The organism is Streptomyces sp. NPDC050997, assembly GCF_040660135.1.
Lineage (GTDB): Bacteria > Actinomycetota > Actinomycetes > Streptomycetales > Streptomycetaceae > Streptomyces.
Genome location: NZ_JBFAGK010000006.1, coordinates 202369 through 222073 on the forward strand (window position 1 = coordinate 202369; position 19705 = coordinate 222073).

General features: G+C 69.3%; 21 protein-coding genes and 1 pseudogene. 19 read left to right on the top strand and 3 right to left on the bottom strand.

Annotated features, from left to right (window positions below; translation table 11 throughout):
• Positions 1-42: 42 nt before the first annotated feature.
• The 8 genes from AB0H86_RS16115 to AB0H86_RS16150 all read left to right on the top strand — a co-directional run bounded on the left by AB0H86_RS16115 (position 43) and on the right by AB0H86_RS16150 (position 7040).
• The gene (locus tag AB0H86_RS16115; RefSeq protein ID WP_362438536.1) at positions 43-1416 is read left to right on the top strand and encodes a histidine kinase; all 1374 of its coding nucleotides are present in this window, start codon (positions 43-45) and stop codon (positions 1414-1416) included.
• 43 nt (positions 1417-1459) lie between these two features.
• Positions 1460-2296 (top strand): response regulator transcription factor, encoded by an 837-nt coding sequence (locus AB0H86_RS16120; RefSeq protein WP_362437760.1) that lies wholly within the window; start codon positions 1460-1462, stop codon positions 2294-2296.
• A 139-nt stretch (positions 2297-2435) separates the two neighbouring features.
• A complete protein-coding gene (locus tag AB0H86_RS16125; RefSeq protein ID WP_362438540.1) occupies positions 2436-2633 on the top strand; it encodes a hypothetical protein in 198 nt (65 codons plus the stop codon).
• On the top strand, positions 2630-3247 hold the full coding sequence (locus AB0H86_RS16130) for a pilus assembly protein TadG-related protein (protein WP_362438543.1): 618 nt from the start codon (positions 2630-2632) through the stop codon (positions 3245-3247). Before AB0H86_RS16125 ends, AB0H86_RS16130 begins: the two co-directional genes overlap by 4 nt.
• A gap of 16 nt (positions 3248-3263) precedes the next feature.
• Entirely contained in the window at positions 3264-3845 is a 582-nt protein-coding gene (locus tag AB0H86_RS16135) for a hypothetical protein (protein ID WP_362437763.1), read from the top strand.
• An 8-nt stretch (positions 3846-3853) separates the two neighbouring features.
• On the top strand, positions 3854-4471 hold the full coding sequence (locus AB0H86_RS16140) for an OmpA family protein (protein WP_362437766.1): 618 nt from the start codon (positions 3854-3856) through the stop codon (positions 4469-4471).
• A gap of 40 nt (positions 4472-4511) precedes the next feature.
• Positions 4512-6665 (top strand): PrsW family glutamic-type intramembrane protease, encoded by a 2154-nt coding sequence (locus AB0H86_RS16145; RefSeq protein ID WP_362437769.1) that lies wholly within the window; start codon positions 4512-4514, stop codon positions 6663-6665.
• A gap of 9 nt (positions 6666-6674) precedes the next feature.
• Complete coding sequence (locus AB0H86_RS16150) at positions 6675-7040, top strand: hypothetical protein (protein ID WP_362437772.1); 366 nt, start codon at positions 6675-6677, stop codon at positions 7038-7040.
• Between the two features lie 24 nt (positions 7041-7064).
• Here the strand turns inward: AB0H86_RS16150 and AB0H86_RS16155 are convergent, their stop codons facing one another.
• Positions 7065-7454, bottom strand: coding sequence for a DUF192 domain-containing protein (locus tag AB0H86_RS16155; RefSeq protein WP_362437775.1), 390 nt, complete (start codon positions 7452-7454; stop codon positions 7065-7067).
• Positions 7455-7558: 104 nt separating this feature from the next.
• Between AB0H86_RS16155 and AB0H86_RS16160 the strand changes: the two genes are divergently transcribed.
• Positions 7559-8146, top strand: a complete 588-nt coding sequence (locus AB0H86_RS16160; protein ID WP_362437778.1) for a dihydrofolate reductase family protein — start codon at positions 7559-7561, stop codon at positions 8144-8146.
• 32 nt (positions 8147-8178) lie between these two features.
• Positions 8179-9057, top strand: coding sequence for an LLM class flavin-dependent oxidoreductase (locus tag AB0H86_RS16165; protein WP_362437781.1), 879 nt, complete (start codon positions 8179-8181; stop codon positions 9055-9057).
• 55 nt (positions 9058-9112) lie between these two features.
• On the opposite strand, the gene AB0H86_RS16170 is transcribed toward AB0H86_RS16165, so the two are convergent.
• The gene (locus AB0H86_RS16170; RefSeq protein WP_362437784.1) at positions 9113-9634 is read right to left on the bottom strand and encodes a DinB family protein; all 522 of its coding nucleotides are present in this window, start codon (positions 9632-9634) and stop codon (positions 9113-9115) included.
• A 50-nt stretch (positions 9635-9684) separates the two neighbouring features.
• Between AB0H86_RS16170 and AB0H86_RS16175 the strand changes: the two genes are divergently transcribed.
• The gene (locus AB0H86_RS16175) at positions 9685-10488 is read left to right on the top strand and encodes a methyltransferase domain-containing protein (protein ID WP_362437787.1); all 804 of its coding nucleotides are present in this window, start codon (positions 9685-9687) and stop codon (positions 10486-10488) included.
• Positions 10489-10505: 17 nt separating this feature from the next.
• On the opposite strand, the gene AB0H86_RS16180 is transcribed toward AB0H86_RS16175, so the two are convergent.
• On the bottom strand, positions 10506-11657 hold the full coding sequence (locus AB0H86_RS16180; RefSeq protein WP_362437790.1) for a winged helix DNA-binding domain-containing protein: 1152 nt from the start codon (positions 11655-11657) through the stop codon (positions 10506-10508).
• A 594-nt stretch (positions 11658-12251) separates the two neighbouring features.
• Between AB0H86_RS16180 and AB0H86_RS16185 the strand changes: the two genes are divergently transcribed.
• From AB0H86_RS16185 to AB0H86_RS16220, 8 genes and pseudogenes are all read left to right on the top strand, one after another.
• Entirely contained in the window at positions 12252-13025 is a 774-nt protein-coding gene (locus tag AB0H86_RS16185; protein ID WP_362437793.1) for an isoprenyl transferase, read from the top strand.
• A gap of 325 nt (positions 13026-13350) precedes the next feature.
• On the top strand, positions 13351-14676 hold the full coding sequence (locus AB0H86_RS16190; RefSeq protein WP_362437796.1) for a PhoH family protein: 1326 nt from the start codon (positions 13351-13353) through the stop codon (positions 14674-14676).
• 399 nt (positions 14677-15075) lie between these two features.
• Positions 15076-15801 carry a transglycosylase SLT domain-containing protein gene (locus AB0H86_RS16195; RefSeq protein ID WP_362437799.1) on the top strand — a complete coding sequence of 242 codons (726 nt, stop codon included), beginning with the start codon at positions 15076-15078 and terminating at the stop codon, positions 15799-15801.
• A gap of 135 nt (positions 15802-15936) precedes the next feature.
• Positions 15937-17265, top strand: coding sequence for an AI-2E family transporter (locus tag AB0H86_RS16200; protein ID WP_362437802.1), 1329 nt, complete (start codon positions 15937-15939; stop codon positions 17263-17265).
• A gap of 149 nt (positions 17266-17414) precedes the next feature.
• Positions 17415-17555, top strand: a pseudogene (locus AB0H86_RS16205) (LysR family transcriptional regulator); the annotation flags it as partial.
• A gap of 329 nt (positions 17556-17884) precedes the next feature.
• Complete coding sequence (locus tag AB0H86_RS16210) at positions 17885-18724, top strand: MarR family transcriptional regulator (protein WP_362437805.1); 840 nt, start codon at positions 17885-17887, stop codon at positions 18722-18724.
• Between the two features lie 96 nt (positions 18725-18820).
• Positions 18821-19207 carry a roadblock/LC7 domain-containing protein gene (locus AB0H86_RS16215; protein ID WP_362437808.1) on the top strand — a complete coding sequence of 129 codons (387 nt, stop codon included), beginning with the start codon at positions 18821-18823 and terminating at the stop codon, positions 19205-19207.
• A 4-nt stretch (positions 19208-19211) separates the two neighbouring features.
• Entirely contained in the window at positions 19212-19640 is a 429-nt protein-coding gene (locus AB0H86_RS16220) for a hypothetical protein (RefSeq protein WP_362437811.1), read from the top strand.
• The last annotated feature ends 65 nt before the right edge of the window (positions 19641-19705 follow it).

Below are 19705 nucleotides of genomic sequence, written 5' to 3' on the forward strand. Positions count from 1 at the left end.
CCGGTGGTGGACGGGCGCGCCGCACGGGCGGCGGACGGTCGTATGAACGCCGACGGCGATCAGCCCGCGCGGTGGGCTGCCACGGCCGCCGACGCTGGGCAACCGTCCCAGCCGCCCCGGCCAGTTGACGGCGACCAGCCTCCGCCGAAGAAATCGACAGACGAACCCGCGCCACCCATCCCCCTCCAGGTGAACGCCCTCCAGGCCATGTGCCGCCAGGTCTTCGGCTTCCGTCTCGCGATGATCGCCCTCGCCGCCCCCTCCGCCCTCCTCAACGCGAATCCCGGCCTGGGCGCCCGCCTGGTCGGCGCCGCCGTGGTCGTCACCTTCATGGGCTCGTACGTCCTCTTCAGGGACTGGGAACGCTTCGGCCCTCTGCTCCTGCGCCACCCCACCCTCCTGGCCGTGGACACCCTCTTCGGTTCCCTGCTCCTGATTTCGGCGGGCCCGGACAGCACCCTCGCCTACGTCAGCGTCTGCACCCCTCTCCTCGCGGGCATCGTCTACGGCTGGCGAGGCGCGGCCGTCTTCGCCTCCCTCCAGTCACTGATCCTGCTGCTCGTCCAGGCCACCCTGAAAGGCGAACGCGCCGAACTCGCGGAAGCCCTGCTGCTGCCCGGCCTCTGCGTCATCACGGGAGCCGTCGGCTCCACCCTCCGCAACCTGATGCTCCGCTTCGGCGTCGCCACCCAGGCCCTGACCACCGTCCAGGCCCGCCTGGCCGCTGCGGAGGCGGTGAGCGCCGAACGGGCCCGTCTCGCCCGGGAGATGCACGACTCCGTGGCCAAGACCCTCCACGGGGTGGCCCTGGCCGCGGACGGGCTGGCGCACTCGGCGGGCGCTCCCCGCATCGACCCGGCCCTCATCAAGCGGCAGGCCGAACTCGTCTCCCGCTCGGCCCGCAGGGCGGCCGCCGAGTCCCGCGAACTCCTGGCCGACCTGCGCCGTGAATCGGACCTCGACCACACCACCGACGTACTCGCGGAACTGGCCGCCCGCACCCACGACTTCGGCGCCCGAACCGCGCGGGCGACCACCTACCACCCGACCGGCGATCCGACGGAGCAGCCGCTCCGGCTGCCGCCCGACGTGGCCCGCCACCTCCTCACCATCGCCACGGAGGCCATGGAGAACGCCCACCGCCACGCCGCCGCGACCCGCCTCGACGTCCACGGGGGAGTCCACGGCGACGTCCTCCGCATCAGCGTGTACGACGACGGACGCGGCCTCCCTCCGGACACGACCCTCGAAGAGCTCCGCCGCTCGGGCCACTTCGGCCTGGTCGGCATGGTCGAGCGAGCGGCGTCGGTGGGCGCCGGCATCCGTATCGGCAAGGGCACGCACTCCCGGGGCACGGAGGTCCTGCTGGAACTCCCCTTGGCGGCAGCGCCACCGGAGACTTGGGAAGCGCTGTAATGAGGACGACGAGACCGCGACGACGAGAGCATCGAGGACATCGATGAGTGCGACGACGACGCATTCGAGGACCCCATCGCCCCCCACCCCCGGCTTACGGGTCGTCGTGGCCGACGACAACCCCGTGGTCCGAGCTGGCCTGACCGCCCTGCTCTCCGGCCGCGCGGACATCACGGTGGTGGCCGAGGCGGTCGACGGTCACGAGGCCTGCGAGGCGGCCCGGGACCACCGTCCCGACATCGTCCTCCTGGACGTCCGCATGCCCGGCCTGGACGGCATCTCGGCGCTCCCGTACCTGGTGAGGATCGCCCCGGTGATGATGCTGACGTACAGCGGGGAACCGGAGATCGTGGAGGAAGCCCTGCGACGCGGAGCCGACGGCTACCTCGTCCACGGCGAGTTCACCGCCGACCAACTCGTGAACGCCGTACGGGACATCAAGGAGGGCCGCCCCCACTTCACCCCCACGGCGGCGGGAGCGCTGCTGGGCCGACTCCGTGCGTCAGGTGCGACCGCATACGAAGTCCAACCTTCCACTTCTTCTCATCAGCAAAGAGTTTCACTGCCCTCATCGGGTACATATCCCCTTCCGTGGATGTCGTCTCCCTCCAATTCTCCGAAAACGACTTCACGAGTGCAACCAGATGTGGGACAGTCGTCGAGGGCGCGGTTCCAGCTCAGTACGAGGGAGGCGGAGATCATGGACCTCATCGCGTCGGGGATGAACAACCAGCAGATCGCCGCCACTTGCTTCATCAGCGAGAAGACGGTCAAGAACCACATTAACCGCATCTTCGCCAAGCTCCACAGCACCAGCCGCTCCCAGGCCACCGCCAAGTGGCTCGGCACGGCCATGGGTTCACACCGAGGACTGGGGTGACCTGTGCTGACACCAGGGAGAGGCGGCGGGATTCTTCATTGGGCCCGGAATTGGGCCCAGGGGCCCTCGGCAGAAAGGGGTGTTCCGTCGTACGTTGGGGTGATCGCTCGCCGATCGGCCGCCATCGGAGGGGAACACCATGACCAACTGGATCAACACCACCGCCGCGTACCTGCGCAACCGCGCCGCCCGCGACGACAAGGGGCAGACGGCGGTGGAGTATCTGGGGATCATCGCTGTGGTGGTGGCGATCGTTTTGGCGATCACGGGGACGGATATCGGGCAGACGATCTTCGACGCAATCACGACAAAGATCGCCGAGGTTACCGGCGGCTGAAGCAGCGCCGCAGGCCCGGCGACGCGGGGCAGGCTTTCCCCATCTACATCACGGTGGTGGCGGGTCTGCTCCTTCTCGCGTTCGCATACCTCGCGGTCGGCCAGGCCGCGGCGAATCGGAACGGCGCTCAGACGGCAGCAGACGCGGCGGCACTCGCGGCCGCCATGGACACGCGGGACAAACTCTCCGACGAGTGGGTGGAGAACGTACTCGACCCGACCAAGTGGCAGGCCATTTTCGACGGCGAAGGAGTGCCGTTCGACGGGTGCGGGCGGGCCGACCAGCTCGCGGCGCAGAACGATGCCACCGCATTCTGCGGGGCGGCGCCGGGTTTGCCCCCGGGCTACACGGTCGACGTCGAGACGAACAAGCCTGTCGGTGACTCCATCGTTCCCGGTACCGAGAACATGCATTCGCAGGCGAGTGCCACTGCCGTGATCGAGCCGCTCTGTACGTTCGAGCCACTGGGAGAGGACGCCGACGGAGACGTACTGCCGGAGCTCGACTGCAAGGACAGGGAGTGGATCCTGAATCCGGACGATCTCACTGTTCTGCCGGAACCGGAAGACCTCTTCAACGTACACCTGGCCGATTCACAAGCGAACGACGAATGACGAAGGAAGCAGAGTGATGAGCATTCGGTTCACTGCGAAGGCATGCAGGGCGGTGGTCACGTTGACAGTCGTGGCCGGAGTGGCTCTCGGCATGGCCGGCTGCGGTGGTGGAGGTGACGACGACCAGAAGCCGGAGAGTTCGGCGTCCAGCTCCAAGGAGAGTGGGTCTCAACCGAGTACTCAGGAGGGCCAGTCCGAAGCGCCCCTGGCCGAGTTGAAGGGACCCGACGGACTCGTCCTCCAGGTCACCTCCGCCGAGCGGGATTCCGGCGGTTTCGTCACCGTGAACGGAAACTTGAGGAACGACGGCGCCAAGGGCGTCGCGGTTCCCGCTTCGTTGAGCGGCAACGAGACCGAGATCATCAGGAACGGCAGGTCACTCGGCGGCGCGACGCTCGTGGATTCGAAGGGCAAGAAGCGGTATTACGTGCTGCGCGATACGGACGGCCGCCCCCTGACGACCACAGGATTCTCGACAGTGAAGGCCGGCGAAACCGTGGCAGTCTTCCTGCAGTTCCCCGCGCCCCCCACTGACACGACCGAAGTCACCTTCCAGCTCCCCGCCTTCGCCGCTGCCTCCATCCAGATCTCCGGGTGAGGCCACCAATGACCCATGTGCGCCTCACACTGATTCTCACGACAACCTCCCTTTTCCTTGCCGGCACAGCCCTCGCGGCCCACGCCGACACCAGCCCCAGCGTCCCCCCCGGCACCGAACCCACCGCCTCCGCCCCCGTGAACGTGGACGCCAACGACCCGGACCTGAAGCTCCCGGAGGGTGGCACCCTCGCGGAGCCGAAGGTGCTGGACATCAAGCAGGTCGTCGAGGATCAGAGCGGTGACGAGCGCCGGGAGGACACCAACGCGGACGTGAAGTTCGCGCTTCAGGCAGAGGTGCTGTTCGGCAAGGACAGCGCGAAGCTGGGCGCGGAGGCGAAGGCCCGTATCACCTCCATCGCGGACGAGATCAAGACCCAGAACGGCACGCGGGTACGGGTGTTCGGCTTCACGGACGACCTCGGCTCCGCCGCTCACGGCGACGTACTGTCCAAGCAACGCGCCAACGCCGTCCAGGACATCCTGGACCAGGAACTCAACGACCCGAACGTCACCTTCGAGGTCCGCGGCTACGGCGAGCAGTACCCCATCTCCTCCAACGCGACGGAGTCCGGCCGCAAGAAGAACCGACGGGTCGAGGTGTCCTTCCCTCGCGGAGAGAACTGACCGGGAGCTCTGCGGGAACGGGCGGAGCGGGGAAGCACACGTGAACATCCTCATGGTGGCCGCGGCCGTGTACGGGGTTCTGCAACTCGCCGCCCTCTCCTGGCCGACCCGCTCCGTACGCCTCTCCACCGTCCTGCTGGCCATCCTCGTCGGTGCCTACGCCTGCGGAACCGCTGCCGCGCTCCTGGAACTCGCCTACACGCGAACGATCGCCGCCCAGACCGGCCGCTCGCTGGTCGACGTGGTGAACACGACGGCCTACACCACGGCCCCGTGGGTGGAGGAACTGGCGAAGGCCGCACCCCTGCTGCTGGCAGGTCTGTACACGAGGGTCCGCCGCCAGTGGGGTCTGACGGACTTCACGATCCTGGGAGCCGCCCTGGGCGCCGGCTTCGGACTCCTCGAAGCCCTGCTGCGCTACTCCCTGGACGCGGACCGCGCATTGTCCCGTCACGGCGGTTGGCTGATCCCCGACAGCCTGTCACCGCCGTACGTCCCGGGCTGGGGCGAGGCGGCCACGTCCTGGCTGCCGTCCCCGGTCGCCACCTTGCACCTCGACCGGACGGGCGACGTCACGGTGGCGACCTTCACGCACCTGACGTGGACGACCCTGGCAGGCCTGGCGGTTGGCATCCTGTTGCGAGCCCGCAAGCGGTGGAAACCCCTTGCGGCACTCCCCTTCGCCGCCGCGGTGGCCCACCACACGCTGAACAACTACGTCGCCGGGCCCGGCCACGCGCGTAGCGAGGCCGCACAGTGGCTGGCAACCCTCGACGACAGACTCTGGGCTGCCCCTCTCCTCGCTCTGCTACTGGCGATGACAGCGGACCTGATCTCCCTGCACCGCGCGAGGCGAACCCTCCCCGGCATCCTCCTGGCCGGGGAGCGGACGAACGGCGACACCGCGGGCAACCTGATCCGCTACGCGTCCTGGCGGTGGCCCTGGACTCCTCTGATAGCCCTGAGTTTCATACGACTGCGCAGAGCGCTCTGCTATGGGGCATCCGCCCCGTCGTCCGCCCCCGCCTCGCGCACCTCTGACGGCACGCACACCCTTGACGAACCCTTGCACCGAGTGGTGGCCGACCTGGCCACCCGGATCGACGCCACGGACAACCCCCACGCCTGGAGCAGCCCGGCTGCCATCCGTGTCCGTGTCCGTGCCTACCTCGGAGCGGCCGGAACCGGCACGGCACAGCGCGGAAGACGACTGCTCCTGGCCCTCGTCCCCTGGGCCCTGGTCCTCCCGTCCGTCCTCTTCCTGGGCGTCGGCTCGTTCAGGTCCACGGCCGACCTCCAGGAGTACTTCACGACGGGCATCGGCCCGAAGATCCTCCAGGCCTGCGCGGCAGCCGCCATGGTCTGGACGGCCTGGCTCCTGACCGTGCTGCTCCGCACCTGGCACCGGGCGACCACGCACCTCCTGGCCGAACAACTCGCCGTCCACCGCTTCCGCTTCAGCACGGCGCTGTCCTCCGCGACGGCAGGAACCCTTCTCCTCTGGCGAAGCATCACCTCTTCCGGCAGCTCCGTCGGCCCCGTCATCCCCACCTCCCACCTCCTCGAAGCCCTCGACCACTTCCTCGCCTACCTGGGCTTCGCCCTGCTCCTCCTCTCCCTCCTGGCCCTCTTCCCACCGGGAGCGGGTCTCGCCCTCGCCGGCTCCGGCACGGCCGGCGGACTCACAGCCGAGGGCGCCCTCTTGGCCGTTCGCCTCGGCGCCGCGGGGATCGCTCTGATAGTCGCGGGGGCTGGAGGCGGAAACTCGGCTGGTGAAAGCGACAGGTCGGGGGAGGGCGATCAGGGGAAGTCCCGGGATGGTTCCATAGACGAGTCCGAGAAGGCATTCAGCCCCAAGGAGCGCAGAATTGCTGAGACGCTGCAAACGGAAGGCAGGAGCGTGAAAGCGCTCAAGGAGTCTCAAGTGGCAGGCCGTAAAACTCCCGACGCTGTCGTGGACGGTGTTCCGACGGAGTTCAAGACCTTGGAACCGGGAGCCGCTCCGAACTCCGTGAAGAACACGCTGAACACGGCCAAGAAGCAGGCGCGCGATGCCGTCGTCGACGCACGTGGGAGCGGTCTTGCCGAAAGCGGAGCGCGTGAAGGGCTGGACAAATTCCTGCACAATAATCCGCCGGGCCGGATGAACTCGATTCGGATCATCGGCGACGGATACACTATTACTTGGCCCTAGGGATGTCGTATGAGCGAGTACCACTACATCTTCCTGCGTCCCGGAATTCCGCGGGAGCAAGTCGTCCGTGATATCGCGACGGCGTGTGGCGCCGAAGTGAGGCCGGTGGACACTCAGTTCATCGACTGCGCGGCGAACCTGGGGCACGCGGCGGTCGAGGTCGAGTTCACCCATGAGTACGAGGACGACCACGGCATGGCGTTCGAGCAGTACGACTCACTCTTCACCGTGCGCGATTTCGACTCGAACCTGGAGCGCCAGGAGGCAACGGCGCGGCAGATCTTCGAGAATCTGTCCGCACTGGGTCGCTACGACCTGATCCTCGTACGGGACTTGCAAGAACTTCTCGCTTCGTCCGGGCCCGCATCGATCTGAGGCCGAAACACCCTGCTCTGCCGCCTACCCTCCCTCCCCGCCCCCCAGATCCCTCTCCACCGTCACCCGGGCCCCCGCCCGGATTCCCCACCCCGACATCGCCCCCGCCGCCGCCTCCAGCACATGCCGGGACCGCAGGCGGGGCAGTCCCAGGCGGCCCGGCTTCATGGTGTGTACGGCGAGGACGTTGAGGCTGCGATCCAGATAGGCGACGTCGATGGGGATACGCATCCGGAAGGTGTGCACGCTGCCGGCGGGGGACAGCAGCATCGCCCCGTCGACGGAGTCCCGCCCGAGCAGCCCCTTCGTGCGGGCCCGGTAGGAGGTCGCGATCTCCAGCGGGACGGTGACCCGCTCCGCCCCGTCCCCGCCGTGCACCACCAGCCTGCCCCGTCCGTCGAGCCAGCGTCCCACGCGAGGTCACCTCCCTGTGCCGCTTCTCAATACCGACCGAACGTATCCGAGTCTGGGACCGTGATGACGATTCGTCGTACCCGACCGAACGAGGTGACCGAGACGTGCGAAAGATCGTCCTGATGATGTCGATCTCCCTGGACGGCTATATCGAGGGCCCCGGCCGGGACATCTCCTGGCACCGCGTCGACGAGGAACTGCACCGGCACGCCAACGACACGGTCGCGAGGATGGGCGGGCTGCTGCACGGCCGGGTCATGTACGAGCTCATGGCCGGGTACTGGCCCACGGCCGACTCCGACCCCGAGGCCGACCCGGTCACGACCGGGTTCGCCCGCATCTGGCGGGACATCCCGAAGGTCGTCTACTCACGGACCCTGCGGCACGCCGACTGGAACAGCACGATCGCGCGGGAGGTCGTCCCGGAGGAGGTGCGGGCGCTCAAGGAGCAGCCGGGCGGCGACCTCGGGCTCGGCGGGGCCGACATCGCCGCCGCATTCCTGCGACACGACCTCGTCGACGAGTTCCATGTGTACGTCCATCCCGTCCTCATCGGCGACGGCAAACCCCTCTTCCCCCGAACCGACCCCCGCACAGCGACGTCCCTCCGACTCATCGAGTCCCGGACCTTCGGCAACGGTGTCGTACTGCTGCGCCACGAGCGGCTTCAGCCGGAAGCGCCCGGGACGTGACGGGCGCGTCCGTAGCGGGTAGGTAAGCCGCCATGACCACTCTCGGTGCAGTGTTCCGTCCGCAGTTGCCGCCCGAAGACCTGCGATCCGTCGCCAGGCGCGCGGATGACGTCGGCTTGGAGGAGCTGTGGCTCTGGGAGGACTGTTTCCGTGAGGGTGGGGTCTCGGCGGCCGCCGCCGCGCTCGCCTGGACCGAGCGGGTACGGATCGGGGTCGGGCTGCTGCCGGTGCCGTTGCGGAACGTCGCCGTCACCGCGATGGAGGCGGCCACCCTGCACCGGCTGTTCCCCGACCGTGCGATCCTCGCCCTCGGGCACGGGGTGCAGGACTGGATGGGGCAGGTCGGGGCACGGGCCGAGTCCCCGCTGACCTTGCTGCGGGAGCATCTCGTCGCGCTGCGCGCCCTGTTGCGCGGAGAGCGGGTCACCACCGACGGGCGTTACATCGCGCTGGACGACGTCGCTCTCGACTGGCCGCCGGCCGCTGGCGGCGACATCCAGGTGCTCGCCGGCGCCACCGGTCCGCGCACGCTGCGGCTCGCCGGCGAGGTCGCGGACGGCACCCTACTCACCGCGTCCACCCCGCCCGACGGGGTGCGACGGGCACGCCGACTCATCGACGAGGGGCGGGCCGCGGCCGGGCGGACCGAGCCGCACAAGCTCGTCGTCTACCTCCTCGCCGCCACCGGACCGGACGCCGCCGCCCGACTGCGTGCCGAGCTGACCGACGAGGGGCTGGACTCCGTCCCGGACCTGGGTGTCGCCGGGGACGCCGGCGCCGTCGCCAAGGCCGTCCAGCGACTGGCCGAGGCGGGCGCCGACACGGTGGTGCTCCAGCCGACGGGCGACGAGCCGGACCCGGAGGGGTTCGTGCGGTTCACCGCGCAGGAAGTCCGGCCCCTGGTGCCGTGAACCCCGGCCGAGGGCCGAGGCCGACGGGCCGAATCCTGCCGGTCGGCTCAGCCGCTCAAGCCGGCCGGTGATCCCCCGTACACCCGTCGATCAGCTCCCGCACGATGTCCATGTGGCCCGCGTGTCTCGCGGTCTCCTCGATCATGTGGACCAGGACCCAGCGCAGGGACACCGAGTCGCCCTGGCGCCATGCCGGCCGGCCCAGGTCGTCCAGTGAGCGTTCGGCGATCATGCGGTCGGCGGCGGCGCGGGCGCGGCCGTAGAACTCGACGATCCGCTCCGTCGTGTCGTCCTCCGTGCGCAAGTCCTCCTCGCTGTACGGGTCGAACCACAGCGGCTCGACCTCGCCCCCGAAGGTCCCCACGAACCAGCCGTACTCCACCGACGCGAGGTGCTTGACGAGCCCGAGCAGGGTCGTCCCGGACGGTGTCATGGGGCGGCGCTGCTGCTCGTCGTCGAGACCGTCCAGCTTCCACAGCACCGCGTCCCGGTGCCGGTCGAGGCTCGCGCGCAGAGTGTCCTTCTCGCCGCCCGCGTACGGCATCCCCGAGGCATCCCGCGGTTCCTGAGTCGTCATGCCCGGAAAATTAACAGCGGCCACTGACAACGCCCTGCGACGATCACCCCATGGATCAGTCAGCCACGCACCCGGAGCCCCGCACCTTCGAAGACCTCGTCGCCGAAGGTGCCGCCGTGCCCACCGAAGGGTGGGACTTCTCCTGGTTCGAGGGTCGGGCCACCGAGGCACGGCCCTCATGGGGGTACGCGCGATCGATGGCCGGGCGGCTGGCGGGCGCGTCCGCCGCGCTCGACATCCACACCGGTGGCGGTGAGGTCCTCGACTTCGCCCTGGCGGCCGCCGCCCCGAAGGCGCCCGTGCTCACCGCCGCCACGGAGGTCTGGCCGCCGAACGTGGCCAAGGCCACGGCGCTGCTCCGGCCGCGTGGCGTCGCCGTCGTCGCGACCCCGGACGACGCGCCGTTGCCCTTCGCGGACGCGACCTTCGATCTCGTCGTCAGCCGCCATCCGATCCGCCCCGACTGGCCGGAGATCGTCCGCGTCCTGCGCCCCGGGGGCACGTACTTCGCCCAGCATGTCGGCCCCGCCAGCGTCTTCGAGCTCGTCGAGTACTTCCTCGGCCCCCAGCCGGACGCGGGCCGCAGCGACCGCCACCCCGACCGCGAGCGTGCCGCCGCGGAGGCGGCCGGGCTGGAGATCGTCGACCTGCGCGCCGAACGGCTGCGCGTGGAGTTCCACGACATCGCGGCCGTCGTCCACTTTCTGCGGAAGGTGGTCTGGATGGTCCCCGGCTTCACCGTCGAGGCGTACGAGCCCCGGCTTCGCTCGTTGCACGAGCAGATCGAGTCCGAGGGCCCGTTCGTCGCCCACAGCACCCGTCATCTCTTCGAGGCCCGCACACCAGGCGAGTGAGCCCGCCAGGATCTGTCCTAGGCGTGCGGCCCCGCCGTGACCTTCCCGATCACCAACTCGGGCCGCGCCTCCAGCACTTCGCCCACCCGTTCCACCTGCTCGCCCAACTCCCGCTCCTGGCGCGCCGTCAGGCGCTCGAGCGGCTCCACGGTGACGGTCGTACGCCGTCCCTGGCGTCGCTGGTGCCAGACCCCCGCCACCACCCCGTCGACCAGCAGCAGGGGGTAGTTCCCGGCCTGGCCGCCCGCCAGCGCCCTCCGGTACGCGGCACCCGGGAACAGCACCTCACGCGGCTGTGCGGCGATGCCGTACGCGTCGAAGTAGGGCAGCAGCCGCACCCCGAGGACCGGCGCCTCGGGGAAGCCGGTGTCTCCGGCCGCCACCCAAGCCGGGGCACCTTCGAAGAGGACCTCCTCGATCTCACCCGCCTCCCGCATCTCCCCGAACAGCCGGCCGACCCAACCACCCGGTGCTGCCAGCCACTTGGTGAAGTACGCCGGTGTCGACGGCCCGTAGGCCCGCAGATACCGCCGTACGAGTTCATGTACCGCCTCGTCCGGTGGCAGCGGGTCGAAGTGCGGCGGGCGGGTGTAGGTCACCCGGCGGCCCCGGTTCGGTCCGAAGCACAGCGCGCCCGACTGGCCCGCCCGGTGCATCACCTGCCGCCAGCGCGGCCACATGTCCTGGAAGGCGGGCATCACGAGGTCACCGGCCCACGGGCCGGTGCGGGCGACGACCTCCTCGCTCAGCTCGTCGACGGTCAGGCACACCCCGTCGAGGGCGTCCCCGATCGCCGCCACGATCTGCCCGGCCTGCTCCTCGGTGACCCGTGCGTCGGCCGTAAAGGGGCCCGCGCCGACCGGAACGGCGGTCAGCGCGGCGCACCACAGCGGCAGTTCGCGGGTGGCCAGGAGATGGACGGTCCCGCGCGGGCCGTGGGTCTTCACGAGTGAACGCTCCTCCCACAGCGCGGCCCGTACATCCGCCCGGGTCGTCCCGGCGGCACGCACCCCCACCGACACCTCCGCCGCCGAAAGGACCTGTGCGTGCGCGGCGAGCATCGCGCCGACCACATCGGCGACGGCCGTACCGGTTTCGGCGGGGCTGGCCAGGAACTGACGTCCCAGCCGCCGCGCGCTTGCCTGTTCCCAGGTGATTCTCACGGTCATGGCCCGACGCTAGGACGGAACGAGGTCAGATTCTGTCCTCTTCTCTCCAGCTCCCTCCAGTCCCTCCAGCTCCTCCAGCCAGTTCCTCCAGCGAGCCGCGCCGGTGGTACCGAGCGATGGAGAAGGCCGCGGGGTGCCGTGGCCACCCGTACCGGCGCGAAAGCCCACCCGTGGCGGCGTCAAAGAGGCGTTCGCACTCGCTGTCACCCACCGGGGGGAACCGTTCCCTCTGGTTTCCACTCGAGAATCAGCCGGTTCAGCCCCGAGAATCCGCCGCTATCCGGCCACGTACCAGGCACGACAGGTCCCGCGGATCACCACCGCCGCGTCGTCGCCCGACTCCGGAGAGTAGTTGTGGCACGCCGATGCGCGCAGCATCACTTACGAAGGGTTATGGTGGAAACCCCCCCTCGGGCCGGTCCGTCTCCCCCCCACGGACCGGCCCGTTTTTTCTGCCCGGAACGGGCACCCGTGAGGAGGGTTCACCCCGCCGGCCCACGCGGTGCGGACGGACCCCACAAGGCACGCCCACTGCACGCACCGGTACCCTTCGGCTCGCGGGGACCGCATCCGCACGGAGGGGCTGACAATCACGTGAACCTGCGCGACACACTGCGCGGCCTGCTCGTCAGGCTGTACGCACGCCGGGTGGAAGGTCACCTGGACCACGCCCAGGTGCCCAAGCACATCGGCGTCGTCATGGACGGAAACCGGCGCTGGGCGAAGGCCGCGGGTTCCACCACCGCCCAGGGTCACCGTGCCGGTGCCGACAAGATCGAGGAGTTCCTCGGCTGGTGCACCGAGACGGACGTCGAGGTCGTCACCCTCTGGCTGTTCTCCACGGACAACTTCGACCGGCCGCAGGAAGAGCTCGTCCCGCTCTTCGGGATCATCGAGGACGTGGTCCGCTCCCTCGCCGCCGACGGCCGCTGGCGGGTGCACCACGTCGGCGCGCTCGACCTGCTGCCGCAGGGGATGCGGGACGCCATCAAGGAGGCCGAGGAGACCACCGCGGCGAGGGACGGGATACTGGTCAACGTAGCCATCGGCTACGGCGGCCGCCAGGAGATCGCCGACGCGGTCCGCTCGATGATCCTCGACGCCGCCGACAAGAACACCTCCATGGAGGAGCTCGCCGAGTCCGTCGACGTCGAGACGATCGGCCGCCACCTCTACACCGGCGACCAGCCCGACCCGGACCTGGTGATCCGTACCAGCGGTGAGCAGCGCCTGTCCGGATTCATGCTCTGGCAGACCGCCCACTCCGAGTACTACTTCTGTGAAGTCTTCTGGCCGGCCTTCCGCAAGGTCGACTTCCTGCGCGCCCTGCGTGACTACGCGGCGCGCCACCGCCGCTACGGCGGCTGACGGTCGTCACCCGGAAAGAGCAGCGAATACCCCCTTTGGGGTGGAAGTAACAAGGAGTTCACCAGCGCGCCGTCCTATGTGCTGGCATGGCGCAGCAGATTCGAGGGCATAAGGCAAACAGGTCGACGCCCGAACCACGGGTGTCGGATCTCAGCGGACGGCACGGGGCCGTCCGCCCGGGAGGCCCTTTGCACCAGCCCGACCGTGCGGTCTCAGCGCGGACGAAGCAGTGGAGGGCCGGTTTCCGGCCCGTGCATCGCGGCCGACGACCGGTCCAGCTCCACTCCGTCGCTCCCCGACCTCATCCGAGGGGGTACGTCCTTCCGTGGTGACCAGCACAAAGCGCCGTATGCCAGACCGGCGCACCTATGTTCTCGACACCAGCGTCCTGCTGGCCGACCCGAACGCCCTGAGCCGCTTCGACGAGCACGAGGTCGTGCTTCCCATCGTCGTGGTGACGGAACTGGAGGCCAAGCGACACCATCCCGAACTCGGCTACTTCGCCCGGCAGGCCTTGCGCCTGCTGGACGAGTTCCGGGTCCGATTCGGTCGCCTCGACGCCCCCCTCCCGATCGGGGAACTCGGCGGGACCGTCCGTGTCGAGCTCAACCACTCGGACCCCAGCGTGCTGCCCAGCGGCTACCGCCTGGGGGACAACGACTCCCGCATCCTCGCGGTCGCCCGCAACCTGCAGGCCGAGGGGTTCGACGTCACAGTGGTGTCGAAGGACCTTCCGCTCAGGATCAAGGCGTCCTCGGTCGGTCTCCTCGCCGAGGAGTACCGAGCCGAACTCGCCATCACGGACGCCTCCGGCTGGACCGGAATGTCCGAACTGACCCTGCCCGGCGAACAGGTCGACATCCTCTTCGAGGAGGGACATGTCCACGTTCCCGAGGCCGCCGACCTCCCGGTGCACACGGGGCTGACGATCCAGTCCGAGCGCGGCAAGGCCCTCGGCCGGGTCTCGCCCGAGGGCAGCGTCCGGCTGGTCCGCGGGGAGCGTGAGGCGTTCGGCATCAAGGGCAGGAGCGCGGAGCAGCGCATCGCGCTGGATCTGCTCCTCGACCCGGACATCGGGATCGTGTCCATGGGCGGACGGGCCGGCACCGGCAAGTCGGCGCTCGCGCTGTGCGCGGGCCTGGAGGCGGTCCTGGAGCGCCGCCAGCACCAGAAGGTGATGGTCTTCCGGCCGCTGTACGCGGTGGGCGGACAGGAGCTCGGCTATCTGCCCGGCTCCGAGGCCGAGAAGATGAGCCCCTGGGCGCAAGCGGTCTTCGACACGCTGTCCGCGGTCACCAGCCGCGAGGTCATCGAGGAGGTCACCGCGCGCGGGATGCTGGAGGTTCTCCCGCTCACCCACATCCGGGGCCGCTCACTCCACGACGCGTTCGTGATCGTGGACGAGGCGCAGTCACTGGAACGGAACGTCCTGCTGACCGTTCTGTCCCGAATCGGCGCGAATTCACGGGTGGTTCTCACCCATGACGTGGCCCAGCGGGACAACCTGAGAGTCGGTCGGTACGACGGTGTCGTCGCCGTGGTCGAGAAGCTGAAGGGTCATCCGCTCTTCGCTCACGTCACGCTGACGCGGTCCGAGAGGTCCCAGATCGCGGCCCTTGTGACCGAAATGCTGGAGGACGGGCACATCTGACCCAAGTGCTGAACTTGCGGTAGCTACCCGTTGGTTGGCGCCGTCCGGTAAAAGGCAGTGAGCCTAGCCGGGCGGCGCCTTCGCGCGTGGCGCTTTCTCAGAATCACCGGGCGCAAACGGGATGTGAGCTTTCACACGCAACACAGAATTGCCTCGCGGTGTCGGGGTACGGCAGAGTCTCACTCCTGTCAGGCCCCGCATACGACACATCTGTGCCCCCAGCGGTACGGCACCACAGGAACCACACCCAACTCCATACAGTCGTCGTATGCCGCCCGAGTTTTCACGCGGCTCTCCCGCAGGGGAGTTGTCCACCGGGCCCGCGCCTCCCGTGACCCCGCAGTTGGGAGGCCAGTGCCAGGGGCACGATTGCGTCCGCCAGGGTCACCGAAGCGGACGATGCTGGAAGGAAACCGTGTGAGCCCGATTTCGGTCAGGGGATTCGCAGTGGCCTCGGCCACGGCGGTCACCGCTGTCGGAAGCGTCGTCGGAGTTGCCTCGGGCAGCACCGCGCAGCCCATCGACGCGGAGGCGACGGCAGCCGACTCGACGCTCCTCGCGGACATCCCCGCGGGTCAACAAGCGCAGGTTCAGCTCGCGTCTCTCACGCAGCAGGCCGACACCCAGGCCATCGCCGCGGACGTGAGCGCCAAGAAGGTCGCGGAGGAGTCGGCTCGCAAGGAGGCCGCCAAGACCGCGCAGGAGAAGAAGGACGCCGCCGAGAAGGCGGAGCAGGCGGCCAAGGAGAAGGCCAAGGCTGAGGCCGAAGCCGAGGCCGAGGTCAAGTCGGTCAAGGCGGACACCCCCTCCAGCTTCCCCGTCCAGAGCTCTTACTCCATCGCGCAGATCCAGTCGATGGCCCGTTCGATGGTGTCGAGCGGACAGTTCCAGTGCTTCAGCAACATCGTGGACCACGAGTCCAGCTGGAACTACCAGGCCGTCAATGCTTCCTCCGGCGCCTACGGTCTCTTCCAGGCACTGCCGGGTTCCAAGATGTCGTCGGTCGGCTCCGACTGGCAGACCAACCCGGCCACCCAGATCAAGTGGGGCCTCAACTACATGGACAGCCGGTACGGCAGCCCGTGTGAGGCCTGGTCGTTCTGGCAGGCCAACCACTGGTACTGAGTCTTCGTGGCCCCGGCCACGCACTCAACCTCGCGCAGCCCCTCCCCGTCCCTGGGAGAGGGGCTGTTGCCATGTACGGTCGGACCGGACGACTCCGGGGGAGCGGTGGGGCGAGACGGGGGAAGAGGACGCATCATGTCGAAAGTGCCAGGGTGGCTCGATCGGCTCGGAACCGGACTGACCGACATGGGTGAGCGGTTGAACGAGCGCCGGGCGCGGGCCGAGCGGGAGGACGCGGAGTCCGAGGCGGCTCCGTTCGCGGACGACGGCACACCGTCGTCCGACGGCGCCCCGCCGTCCGAGGACCACCTGTCGGTGGCCGTCGTGACCCGCCCTGATCCCGCGCAGGCCGTGCCGTGGGGGATGCGGGTCGCGGCCGAGGCCGGCTGGCGGCTGCTGGTGCTGGCGGGCACCCTCTGGGTGCTCATGCGGGTCATCAGCGCCGTACAGCTGGTGGTGCTGGCGTTCGTGGCGGCGCTGCTCATCACGGCGATCCTGCAGCCGACGGTGGCGCGGCTCATGCGGCTCGGCTTTCCGCGCGGCCTGGCCACCGCGCTGACCGCGGTCCTCGGATTCGTCGTCATGGGCCTGATCGGCTGGTTCGTGACCTGGCAGGTCATGGAGAACATCGACAACCTCTCCGACCAGGTCCAGGACGGCATCGACGAGTTGCGCAAGTGGCTGTTGAACAGCCCCTTCCACGTCACGGACAAGCAGATCAACGAGATCGCCGAGAACCTGCGGAACGCGGTCGGCGCGAACACCGACCAGATCACGTCGGCGGGTCTGGAGGGCGTCACGGTCGTCGTCGAGGCGCTCACCGGCATCCTGCTGGCGGCCTTCTCGACGCTGTTCCTCCTCTACGACGGCCGGCGCATCTGGGAGTGGACGCTGAAGCTGGTCCCGGCGGCGGCCCGGCCGGCCATGGCGGGCGCGGGCCCCCGGGCCTGGCGGACCCTGACGGCCTACGTCCGCGGCACGGTGATCGTGGCCCTCATCGACGCCATCTTCATCGGCCTGGGCATCTTCTTCCTGGACGTCCCGATGGCCGTCCCGCTCGCCGTCTTCATCTTCCTGTTCGCCTTCATCCCGCTCGTCGGCGCGGTGGTCTCCGGTGCGCTGGCGGTCGTGGTCGCGCTGGTGACGCAGGGCGTCTTCACGGCGGTCCTGGTGCTGGCGGTGGTGCTGGCGGTCCAGCAGATCGAGGGCCACATCCTGCAGCCGTTCATCCTGGGCCGGGCCGTTCGTGTGCACCCGCTGGCGGTTGTGCTGTCGGTCGCGGCCGGCGGGATGGTCGCGGGGATCGGCGGTGCCGTGGTGGCGGTGCCGTTGGTGGCGGTGACCAACACGGTGGTGGGGTATCTGCGGTCGTACTCCCACGAGACCGCGATGAAGCACTCGCCGCGGCCGAGGGGTGCCACGGCGATGAATAAGGAACCGGTGGAGACGCCCCCGAAGCCGTAACTCCACGGCACCCGCACCAACGGGCCCCGCCCACCAGGCAGGTGGACGGGGCCCGTTGACGCGTCCGGGGCCCCGTCCATCCATGCGGAGAGGACCGGGGCTTCGCCGCCGTCGCCGAGCACCTCCACTTCCGGGACGCGGCCACCGCGATCGGTATGAGCCAGCCCGCGCTCTCGGGTGCCGTCTCCGCACGGGAGGAGACACTCGGGGTCACGCTGCTGGAGCGCACCACGCGCAAGGTGCTGCTCTCGCCGGCCGGTGAGCGTCTCGCCGTACGCGCGAGGGCGGTGCGGCGGAGGTCGGGGCGCTCCTGGCCCGCGGCGCGAAGTACGAGGAACTGGCCGCCGTCCTGCGCGAGGCGCTGCGACCGTTGCCCGTACGGGTGTTGGGCTCCGAAAGGGCGGAAGGGCATGGGAACGCGGCAGAGACAGTCGACCGAGAATCGTTCAAATGAGCGCCGGATGACGCCAGAACAAGGCCAGTTGATCGGCGTGCGGCTTCAACTTCCGTCAGCGGACGACAGCTCGGAATACTTTCGTCGGAATATGCTCCCGGCCTGATACACATTCCTCCCTGAGCGCTACGCGTCAGGCGTATGTGCGACATGCCAAGGGGAGTGATGTCGGGCTACGAGCTGCTCGCGCCGGCCCTGGCCGAGTGCGGGCGTGAGCGCTTCACCGGGGAGTTGCGGATCGCCGGGTCCCCCGGCGGCACCGTCCACTTCCGGGACGGACTGGTGGTCGCCGTGGAGTCCCCGGGCGCGCCGGGCCCCGAGGCCCTGCTGCTGCGCTCCGGGCGGGTCAGCGGCGAGCAGTGGACTGAGCTGGTACGGGAGTCCGGTGGCTCGCGCTGGCCGGCCACCGGGCTGGTCGCCCACGGGTACGCGGGCGCCGCCCAGCTCAAGGTCGTCTGCGTGATGGCGCTGCACGACGCGGCGTTCGCGATCGCCGCGGGCCGGGCGGACGACTGCGAACGCGCCCCGGCCGCCGAGCCGTTCGCCCAGGTCGCGGTGGGGGAGTCGCCCGCCCGACTGCTGCGGGAGGCGGCCCGCCGACTCGCCGCGCTGGCAGCCCTGCCCCGCCCCGTGCACCCCGACAGGGAGCGCCCCGTACCGGCGAACGGCGGTGCGGCGGGCCCGCATGGCGCCCTGCGCGGCGAACTGCTCGCTCACGCCGACGGCCGCCGTACGAGCCGCGACCTGGCCTTCCGCACCGGACGCGGCGTCTACACCGCCACCGTCGAGGTCGCCCGGATGCTCGCCGAGGGGGTCCTGGAGTGCCCCGCGGAACCTCTCCCGATCCCGGTCCTGTGCACACCCCCCGACGGCCAGGGCGTACACCCCCGCACGCCGGAGCGGCCCACCGAACCCCTCCTGCCCCCGCCACCCCCGATTCCCGCCGCCCTGCCCCGCCGTAAACCGGGCGGCTTCTTCCGCCTACGGAACGGAATCCCGAAATGAAGGACCAGCCGAAAACGAACCATCACATCGAAACGAACCATCACATCGAGACGAAAAGCCCGATCAGATGCGAACAGAAATAGGGGAGTTGAGTACATGGATCACAAAGCCCTCGCACGGGAAATGCGCGGTCTGCGCGAACAGGTCACCGGAATCACCGACACCGCCGTGGCCGCCGCGGACGGACTGCTGATCGCCGCCGACACCGCCGACTCCATCGACCCGGAGGGCCTCGCCGCCCTCGCCGCGGCCGGCCTCGGCCTCGCCCGCCGTACCGCCCAGGCGACCGCCCGCGGCACCCTGCGCCGCACGGTCACCTATGGCAGCCACGGCTGCGCCGCCTTCTACGCCGTCGGCGACACCGCGCTGATGGTCGTCCTGGGAGACGAGGGCATGGACGTCGACGACCTGCACAGGGTGACCCAGCCCACCCTGCGCCGTATCGACTCGATCCTCACCGAAAAAGCAGCCGAAGGAGTCTGAAGGGATGGCGACGAAGCGTATGACCCCAGGTTTCTCCGACCAGGTGATGGGCCTGGTCAAGTCCCTCCGTACCGATGCCCCCGACTGTGTGGCCTCGGGCGTGGTCGACATGTCCACCGGCATGCTGCTGTCGTACGAGACCGTCGAGAACCACCCGCCCGAGGTCCTGGACCTGCTGGCGGGTGCGACCCTCGACCTGTTCCAGGGCCGTACCGTCGTGATGATCGAGGACGTCTTCAAGGAACGCCGTGGGAACACCACTGACAACCACTTCTTCCAGGAGATCCTGGTCAACAGCGAGAACCTCACACACCTGTTCGTCCGGATGAACGAGCAACAGGACGTCGTCGCGGTGGTCGTCTGCCGGAAGTCCGTCAACGTGGGCATGCTGTTCGCCCAGGTCCGGCGGGTGATCAAGGAGTACAGCCTGTGAGGGCGAGGGCCCCTCCCCCGTAGGAGAGGGGCCCACCAGCCCAACCGGCCCAACCGGCCCACCGG